This window comes from Neobacillus drentensis (genome assembly GCF_036962765.1).
Classification (GTDB): Bacteria; Bacillota; Bacilli; order Bacillales; family Cytobacillaceae; genus Neobacillus; species Neobacillus drentensis_C.
Map to the genome: position 1 here is coordinate 29,542 of NZ_JBALOS010000120.1, position 7,239 is coordinate 36,780.

Below are 7,239 nucleotides of genomic sequence, written 5' to 3' on the forward strand. Positions count from 1 at the left end.
AATATAGCCTTACTTTATCATTTTCTGTTGAAAAAGCATATTAAAGAAGAATATGATATAATCTTAATGCCTATCAAATTACTATGGATTTTGTAGAAATCGGGCGGAGCGTCGCATGACGAATCCGTAAATCCAGTTTGAGTGAAAATAGTCAATCACTTAAAATCGGTGAATCCTAGCTCTGCTCACACTGCCATTATTATGTTAGGATGGTGTTTTATAAACTTAATTGTGGTTCCATTGTAGGTACAGCAAAGAACGTCATTTTTTTATAAATAGATATATATACGAAATAGAGGTGCGATATGAAAATTTCAACTAAAGGGCGCTATGGTTTAACGATTATGATTGAACTTGCCAAAAAACACGGTGAGGGTCCAACTTCATTAAAAACGATTGCACAAGCGAATGACCTATCTGAACATTATTTAGAACAATTAATTGCGCCATTGCGTAATGCAGGGTTAGTAAAAAGCATTCGTGGAGCATATGGCGGCTATATCTTAACTGACGCTCCATCAAAAATAACAGCTGGAGATGTAATTCGTGTTCTCGAAGGACCGATTACACCGGTTGAAGGGATTGAAGATGAAGAACCTGCCAAGCGGGAATTGTGGATTCGCATTCGCGATGCGATTAAGGACGTTTTAGAAAACACTACGCTAGAAGATTTAGCGAATCATAGTAATGATGAAGAGCCAGAAGGATATATGTTTTATATTTAGGGTAAAAAAGGAACATTGAGAATTATTTTGATAGAAGGTGTAATTGTGGAACGAATCTATCTCGACCATGCTGCAACATCGCCTATGCATCCAAAGGTTATTGATAAAATGATCGAGGTGATGCAATCAACTTTCGGAAATCCTTCCAGTATCCATTCTTATGGGAGGGAAGCCCGTCATTTAATTGATCAAGCACGCTCCGTTTTAGCGGGCAGCATTGGCGCAAAGGATAACGAGATTATTTTTACAAGTGGTGGAACAGAAGCTGATAATATGGCGTTATTTGGAGTGGCTGAAACCTATCAGCATAATGGCAAACATATCATCACCTCTAAAGTGGAACATCATGCAGTTCTTCACGCTTGTCAAAGATTAGAAAAAATGGGTTATGAAGTCACTTATTTACATGTTGATGAAAAAGGGCAAATTTCATTGGATGAATTACGTGCGGCCTTAAGGGAAGACACCATTTTAGTTTCCATTATGTATGGAAATAACGAGGTAGGGACGCTTCAACCGATTAATGAAATTGGACAGTTATTAAAGGATCATCAAGCTATCTTCCATACCGATGCGGTCCAGGCCTATGGCGTTGAAAAAATTGATGTCGATCAAAGTTTCATTGATTTATTATCTGTGTCTGCTCATAAAATCAATGGACCAAAAGGAACAGGCTTCCTATATTCAAGAGCAAACGTAAAACTCTCACCACGGTCCTTCGGTGGTGAGCAAGAAAGAAAAAGACGTGCAGGGACAGAGAATATTGCTGCCATTGTTGGGTTTCATGAAGCTGTGTTCATTTCAAATGAACATCGGGAGGCCAAGCGTGAGCAATTCATGGAATTGAAGCGAACGTTGATCGAACGGCTACGTGAACTAGATGTAGAATTTGACATAAACGGATTACTTGAAAAATCCTTGCCGCATGTATTAAACTTAAGCTTTCCTGGGACAAGTGTGGAAGCAATGCTAGTCAATCTCGATTTAGCAGGAATTGCTGTATCAAGCGGTTCAGCCTGTACAGCGGGCTCCATTGAACCATCCCACGTGCTTGTTGCCATGTTTGGTAAACAATCAGAGCGTTTAACCAATTCCATCCGTTTTAGCTTTGGCTATAATACCACTACTGACGACGTAGTAAAGGCAGCTGAAGAAACGGCAAGAATTGTTTCACGTTTGAAAAAATAAATCGAATGTTATTTTTGGCAAGGCGATGTTAAAGCCTATTGTTGATTTGGGCACCCAGTTGATCTACGTTCCAGGCGCGAAGACTCCTGCGGGAGGACGGGGCAGGGGAGACCCCGCAGGAGCGCAGCGACGAGGAGGCTCCCCGGACCGCCCGCGGACCGCCCGCGAACCGCACGCGCCTGGAGCGGAAATCAACGGCCAAGTCTAACACAGCCTTTTTAAAAGGACGACAGTGTGAGGAATATTTGAAAGAGGTGGGGTCGAATGTTAAAGGGGATCAATCAATGGTGCTATCCAGAAGGCACCTCGCTTGAGAACGTTTTTGCCTATAGTAAGGATGCAGGATTCGATGCAGTGGAATTAAATTTATATCGTCCAGATGGAATCGGTTTAACATTGGATAGCTCCTGCAAGGAGGTGGAAGCAATCTTAAGATTGGCGGAAAGCTATGAGCTTAAACTGCGCAGTCTCTCTACCGGTCTTTTGTGGGAAGCCCCTCTCTCCTCAAATGATGTTAGCACGAGGGAACGAGGAAGAATGATTGTCAAAAAGCAGCTTGAATTAGCCAGTGTCATGGGTATGGATACAGTTCTAGTCGTACCTGGAGTAGTCGATGAGAAAACTTCCTATTCGGATTGCTATCATAATAGCCAAACGGAGATTCGCGAACTAGCTGATATTGCGGAACAAACAGGAGTTCACATCGGAGTTGAAAATGTCTGGAACAAATTTTTGTTATCACCTCTTGAAATGAAGCGGTATGTTGAGGAGATTCAGTCTGATTTTGTCGGCGTCTATTTCGATGTAGGAAATGTGCTTCAGTTTGGTTACCCTGAACAATGGATTCGGATCTTGGGAAATCTAATCAGGAAAGTCCATGTGAAAGATTTTAACAGAGGCGTTGGAAACATTTCAGGATTTGTTCCATTATTAGCAGGCGACGTAAATTGGAAAAATGTCATGATGGCTCTTTATGAGACCGGATATGATGATACGATCACCGCAGAAATTCCGTCTTATCTTATTTCTCCCTATGCATTAGCAAATGAAACTTCACGAAATATGGATGTCCTATTTAACTGCCTAATTAGAACAGAAAGGGCGTAGACAGCATTTATGGAGAAAATAAGAGTTGGTTTTATCGGTGTGGGAGGAATTGCCGGAACTCATCTGGAGAACGTCAATAAAAATGAGCATGCTTCTATCGTTGCAGTATGTGATATTGATCCCAACAGAGCCCGGCAAGTAGGAGAACAATATGGAGTCCATTCCTATATAAGTGTAGATGATATGCTTCATCATGAATCTCTGGATGCGCTGTTCGTTTGTGTTCCACCATTTGCTCACGGAGATATGGAGGAAAAAGCGGCAAAGCGAAGAATCCACTTGATGGTCGAAAAACCTCTTGGACTGGATCTGTCGAATGTTAGGAATAAGGAAAAAGCGATTGTCGATTCAGGCATTATCTGTGCGACTGGGTATTGTTTACGCTACCTTGATACAGTAGCGAAAGCTAAAGAGTTCCTCAGGGGAAAACAAATTGCTATGATCAGAGCCCATTATGTTACCAAGTTTGTTCAAACACCCTGGTATAGGAAAATGGCTCTATCGGGTGGTCAATTGGTTGAACAATCCACCCATACGGTAGATTTAATTCGTTATCTAGCTGGAGATTTCCGCACGGTCTATACCAATACGGCCTTGCAGGTCATGAGTGACATTCCAGATATAGATATCCCGGATGTTACCTCTGTTAACTTCACGATGGAGTCAGGAACGATTGGAAATCTTTCAAGTACATTTACTCAAGCAGACCATCATACGGGAATTGAAATAATGGGCCGTGATTTCAGAGTGGTATTGGATGGGACGTCCTTACATCTCTTCGAGAACGGAAACAAAGTTTCTTTTGAAAGTAAAATCGATTTTTACAAGGAACAGGATCATGCTTTTATTGAAGCCATTCGCTTAAACAAAAAGGAATTAATCTTGTCGCCGTATTCCGATGCTGTAAAAACATTAGCTGTTACCTTGGCAGCTAATCATTCAGCGAATACAGGTCAGCCCAAACAATTAGAGGATTTTTTACTGGCAGCTGGTAAATAAAAGAACGGGTTGTCCTTGTGATCAAGACTAGATGGAGGGGGTATCCTGGGGATCATCCCTTCATTGGTTTCAAGAAGTTCACCTTATGATCATATTGTTAAGATTGGGATTTCCCACACTAGAATAATCATTTTAAACCCGCATTATGCTATTGATACCTCTAAAAGAAAAAATGGATGACCTTTTCCCATTATCGAGAAAAGGTCATCCATTTTTCTTATTAATGCCCTGCCATCATGGCGACTTTCGCATCATTTGAATCATCATCTGATGCAGGGGCCGGCTGTTGTTTTGGTCTGCTAAGGATGGTTCCTAGAAGTGCACCAGCTAACGCAATCCCTGCAGCTAGAAGGAACGTGTCACCATAGGCAGCAACTGCTGCTTCAATGGGGTTGGTTGTTGCTGTCATATGATCAGTGATTCTTGATGTTAGGAACCCAGTCATACCTGCTACTGCAAATGAAACCATGACCTGTTGAGCCGCTGTCGTTAATGGTGTGACACGACTAACAAGATGTCTTGGAGCGGATTGAAGAACATGGGTATTAATCGCCATCATGGATAGTCCCATACCTGCTCCCATCATCACTAAACATGTAATGATAAATCCAGTAGTTGTATCCATAGTAATTCGTGAAAGCATAAATAGCGCTGCAGTAATAATAGACAAGCCTGTTATGGCTAAAGGACGAGCACCGATTTTATCATATAAACGCCCTCCGATTGGCATCATAACACCTGATGCTAGAGCTTGTGGTAGTAGAATTAATCCAGTATCTAAAGCACCGTAACCTCTAACGGTTTGCAAAAATAATGGGACAATAATCATAACCCCAAATAATGCGATTTGGGAAATCCATGTGATCACAATACCTTTTCTAAAGTCAGATGATCCAAAAACTCTCAGCTCTAATAAAGGCTGTTTTTGACGAAGTTCGACGAAAATGAAAAGGAGGAGAGCCGTTCCACCTACAATTAATCCAGTCAGAGTTTCCGATGAAGTCCAACTCTTACCCCCTTCACTTACTCCATAGGCAAGCATGGAGAAGGCAATAGGTGCTAAAAGGATTCCTAAAAAATCAAGTGTTGGAACTGTTTTACGCTCAACATTCGGTAAAAATTTTATTCCAACCAAAATGGCAATAATACCGATTGGCAAGTTTATAAGGAAAATCCAGTGCCAAGTAACGTATTCTACAAGATATCCTGCTAAAACAGGCCCTAATGCTGGTGCTAATAGCATCGGAATCCCAAGTGTTCCCATGACAGCTCCCATTTTTTCTGGAGGAGCAAGTCGGAAAATCATGGCCATTCCTATTGGAGCAACCATTCCTCCGCCCAGACCTTGAATCACCCGATAGAGGATTAGCTGTTCAGGGGTTTGGGCCATAGAACATAGTACGGAACCGAGCGTAAACAAGGCAATCGTAATTAAAAATATCTTTTTTGCCCCAAATCGGTCTGTCATCCAGCCAGCTAAAGGAATGACAGCTGATAATGCAAGAGTATAACCTGTTATGGACCATTGCATGGTCGAAACATCAGATTTAAAATCTTTTACTATGCCAGGAAGCGCAACATTCATCGCCGTACTATCAAGAATAACCATGATCATCCCCACAATGACAGCAAGCATTGGTCCTATGATGGTTTTAATAGAAAAGGCTTCATTATTATTTTCTGTTTTTGTTGACATGCGAAATTCATCTCCTTTTCTAAAAACGTAATCTTCAATCTATGCTATTAATTAAACAGCGTTTAAAACAATGTTTAAACAAAAATTTATCTCTTTTTCACCGATCTGTCAAGAAAAAACTTATTCATGGGAGATTCAAATGGTAAAATAATTAAATAGAACCTTGACACAGAAAGATCATGAGTATTAGTGTAAAATTAAACAAAGTTTAAATTTACGTTTTTAACAAATAAATTTTCAAAACAAGTGTATTAGGGGAGTTATAAGATGACCAAAAGCTCCGAAAAAGATAGGACTACAAGGGAAAAGATACTGAATTCAACACTTGAACTCATTACGACAGAAGGTCTTGAAAATGTAACCCTGCGTAAAATCGCAGCAGCAGCGGAAGTTAATCTTGCGCTAATAAATTATTATTTTGGGTCAAAGGATAAATTGATCAATGAAGCTTTGAAAGTGTTACTGGCTTCCTTTCGAGAAGCTTTTCTCATTTTAGATGATCATTCTATTCCTCCAAAGGAAAGATTAAAAACCTTCATGATTCAATATGCAAATTCAATTATAAAGTATCCTGAACTCGTCCGGGAAATTCTCGGGAAGGGCAATATTTCATTCGAGTCGCAATTTGAATACAAAGATTATATGCAAACAATGGGACTCACCAAAATTATTGCTACGTTACAAGAAATTACGGGAGAGAAAGATCATGATGTTCTTGTCATGATGATGATGCAAATCCATGCAGCCATCTTTTTTCCGTCTCTGATGGCTTGCAAAAAAAACGTGCCCATAGATTGGAACCCAATTCCCATAGGCGAGCAAATTGATTATTTTTTTCAACATTATTTTTCTGAGTAGTCCTAAGCATCAGAAATTGAACAGGGCTAACTTTATATTCCTTTTGGGGGTTATTGCACTAAGGGTACAGGTTTGTGGAAGAAGGGGAGGGGAAATCTGGAATATAAAAAGAAGAAGGATTCCCTTCCTCTTTCTTCAAAATACTGCGGTAAACTTAAGCGAAACACATAAAGTTTCTTATCTGCGAATATCTGTAACTTACTTTTTGGCGTCGTCCTAATCTCCAGGTATATCCGGATACTCCATTTTTTCTAATCTCCGTTGGATAAAACCAAAAATCTCTTCCAAAAGGACCTGGCATTCTTAGCCCGATTAATCCCCATTTACCTAAACATTGACACATCCAGGATCTCATTTGACCAGTTTGTGCAGTTCCAGAAAACGTTGCAGGTACTGTTGGCATTTGTACAGGTGGTGGTGTGGGTGGAGCATCCTCAGCATCGTCAGGTCGATACACTTCTTCATCAACATCTCTTGTTTCATCAATAGATTCATAACCAGAATTTTGTAAATGATGATAAGGTTGCAGATTGTAATTGATATATGGAAAGTACGGCGGCTGATTATTCATTAAAAAGATCCCTCCTTTTCTAGGCTATGTTAAAGCTTATTTGTTGATTTTGGCACCCTGTTGATTGGAGGGGAAGGCGCGAAGACTCCTGCGGG

At 40.5% G+C, this 7,239-nt stretch carries 7 protein-coding genes; 5 read left to right on the forward strand and 2 right to left on the reverse strand.

The annotated features are described in order from the left end of the window. Positions 1–305 precede the first annotated feature (305 nt). The 4 genes from cymR to V7137_RS15585 all read left to right on the forward strand — a co-directional run bounded on the left by cymR (position 306) and on the right by V7137_RS15585 (position 4,019). A complete protein-coding gene (gene cymR / locus V7137_RS15570; RefSeq protein WP_218347769.1) occupies positions 306–725 on the forward strand; it encodes a cysteine metabolism transcriptional regulator CymR in 420 nt (139 codons plus the stop codon). Positions 726–770: 45 nt separating this feature from the next. Next, complete coding sequence (locus V7137_RS15575; protein ID WP_335698928.1) at positions 771–1,913, forward strand: cysteine desulfurase family protein; 1,143 nt, start codon at positions 771–773, stop codon at positions 1,911–1,913. 264 nt (positions 1,914–2,177) lie between these two features. Continuing rightward, positions 2,178–3,020, forward strand: a complete 843-nt coding sequence (locus tag V7137_RS15580) for a sugar phosphate isomerase/epimerase family protein (RefSeq protein ID WP_335698929.1) — start codon at positions 2,178–2,180, stop codon at positions 3,018–3,020. Between the two features lie 9 nt (positions 3,021–3,029). Continuing rightward, positions 3,030–4,019, forward strand: coding sequence for a Gfo/Idh/MocA family protein (locus V7137_RS15585; protein ID WP_335698930.1), 990 nt, complete (start codon positions 3,030–3,032; stop codon positions 4,017–4,019). A gap of 220 nt (positions 4,020–4,239) precedes the next feature. On the opposite strand, the gene V7137_RS15590 is transcribed toward V7137_RS15585, so the two are convergent. After that, on the reverse strand, positions 4,240–5,715 hold the full coding sequence (locus V7137_RS15590) for an MDR family MFS transporter (protein ID WP_335698931.1): 1,476 nt from the start codon (positions 5,713–5,715) through the stop codon (positions 4,240–4,242). Between the two features lie 267 nt (positions 5,716–5,982). Here V7137_RS15590 and V7137_RS15595 point away from each other — a divergent pair, with 267 nt between their 5' ends. Then, positions 5,983–6,573: a TetR/AcrR family transcriptional regulator gene (locus V7137_RS15595; RefSeq protein ID WP_335698932.1), complete on the forward strand. Its 591-nt coding sequence runs from the start codon at positions 5,983–5,985 to the stop codon at positions 6,571–6,573. A 154-nt stretch (positions 6,574–6,727) separates the two neighbouring features. Here the strand turns inward: V7137_RS15595 and V7137_RS15600 are convergent, their stop codons facing one another. Beyond that, positions 6,728–7,144 (reverse strand): hypothetical protein, encoded by a 417-nt coding sequence (locus tag V7137_RS15600; protein WP_335698933.1) that lies wholly within the window; start codon positions 7,142–7,144, stop codon positions 6,728–6,730. Positions 7,145–7,239: the final 95 nt, after the last annotated feature.